The 2163-nt window shown below is 64.3% G+C and carries 1 protein-coding gene; it reads left to right on the plus strand.

From position 1 onward, the window contains the following. Positions 1–448 precede the first annotated feature (448 nt). Positions 449–2163 (plus strand): methyl-accepting chemotaxis protein (locus AC0L20_RS39455; protein WP_473295581.1); only part of this gene is annotated, 1715 nt, incomplete at its 3' end.

Consider the following 2163-nt stretch of genomic DNA (forward strand, 5'->3'; position numbering starts at 1 on the left):
CAGACCGCCGCCACCGACATCGGCCAGGTCAACCGCGGCGCCGCCGAAACCGGCTCGGCCTCGGAAGAGGTGCTGCATTCGGCCAAGACACTGTCGTCCGAAAGCACCCGTCTGCGCGCCGAGCTCGACCGCTTCATGGGCAATATCCGGGCGGCGTAGGGGCATTCCCGCCAATATCGTCCTGGCGAAAGCCAGGACCCATTACCCCAAGCAGCAGTTATCGGGCGAACTGCTAACTCCGAGTCATCGCCAAACCGCTCCCTGGGTAATGAGTCCTCAGCGCTCCGCTCCGCTTGTCCAGTACGACGAGACCTGCGTCACCTAACCGCCGGTTGCGGCGCCACAAATTTACCGCCGCTTATCCTTTGCCATTTACCGTGCTCACGCGTCAGGAAGCGGGCTGCTTCCGGGCTGCGCCTGGTTTTCCGCGAATGGAATGGGGTGGGGAATGCCCGTCAAGTCGAAGCCGACCACATCGAAGCTGCTCACCTTGCGTTTTCGCGCAAAAATTATCCTCGGCTTCGTGGCGGTGCTCGCCATCCTCGCCGTCAGCATGGCTTTCGCCTATTACGGCTTCGAGCGGATCCAGGCGGCCGTGGCCTCCTACCGCTCCAGCGTCGCCGAAGCGGACCTTGCGCGGACGGTCGATCGCGAGCTGATCGCCTACCAGGGGTTGGCGCGGGCCTACACGCTGACCGGTGCGGCGGATGACGAGACCGCCGCCAAAGCGGCCGAAGAGAATTTGAGGGCCGCGATCGCCAAGTCTGGGGCGGCCACCACGGGCGCCGCGCGCCGCGAGCAGGTCGGCAAGCTCGAAGCCGACTTCAAGAGCTTTACCAAAGTCTTCGGCGAGATCATCACGTTGACGCGCGAGAACGGCAAGATCGCGACGGATGAGCTCAACAGCGTCGGCAACAAGATCCGCTTCAAGTTCGACGATCTTGCCGATACCGCGGCATTGGCGGGCCTGAACTCGGTTCAGGGCACGGCCAAGGACATCACATCGCAATACCTTGCGGTCTCCACCTCGGTCAGCGCCTTCGTCGCCAAGCCGGAGCCGAAGACCGCCGACGGCGTGACCGCCCGCATCAAGTTCCTGGAGACGTTGCTGGTCTCGATCTATGCCAACGACCAGAAGATCACCGACCGCGTCACCGAGATCAGCAATCTCCTGAAGCAGTACCGCACCTCCTTTTCGAAGCTGACCGAGAACGTGAAGGTCATCGTCAAGCTGAACGGCGACATGACCAAAACGGCTGCGTCCATTCTCAAGCTCTCGGGTGAGCTGCGGTCGGAGCTGACGGCGGATCAGCAGCGCATCGAGGTGAGCGCCAATGCCACCATCAGCGAGACCGAGCGGACGATGCTGATGATGGCGCTCGGCGGCCTCGCCATTGGCGCCGCGTTGGCCTGGATGCTGGGCAATGGCATTTCGCGTCCGATGATCGCGATGTGCAAGGCGATGCGCGAGCTTGCCTCGGGCAATTTCGAGGTCGTGCTGCCGGGCCTGGGCCGCAAGGACGAGATCGGCGAGATGGCCGGCGCGGTAGAGGAATTCAAGGTGCAGGCCGTGGCCAAGGCCGAGCGCGACGCCGCTGCCAACGAACTCCAGAACAGGGAGCAGGCCGCAAGCCGCCGCTCCGAGCTGATTCGTTTCGCCGACGATTTCGAGAGCGCGGTCGGCGCCATCGTCTCCAACGTCTCGGCCTCCGCCGTGCAGCTGGAATCGGCGGCCTCGACGCTGACCCGTACCGCCGAGACCACGCAGAGCCTGTCGAGCCAGGTCGCCGACGTCTCCGAGCAGGCCTCCAGCAACATGCAGTCGGTCGCGACCGCGACCGAAGAGCTTTCGGCCTCGGTCGAGGAGATCGGCCGCCAGGTCCGCGATTCCAGCCGCATTGCCGAAGCTGCCGTGGTGCAGGCCAAGGAGACCGATAACCGCATCGGCAAGCTCTCGCATGCCGCCCAGCAGATCGGCGAAGTCGTCAAGCTCATCACGGCGATCGCCGAACAGACCAATCTTCTGGCGCTCAACGCGACCATTGAGGCGGCGCGCGCCGGCGAAGCCGGCCGCGGCTTTGCAGTTGTCGCCAGCGAAGTGAAGTCGCTGGCGAGCCAGACCGCAAAGGCCACCGACGAGATCTCCTCGCACATCACGGGCAT

The organism is Bradyrhizobium sp. Kon58, assembly GCF_055807455.1.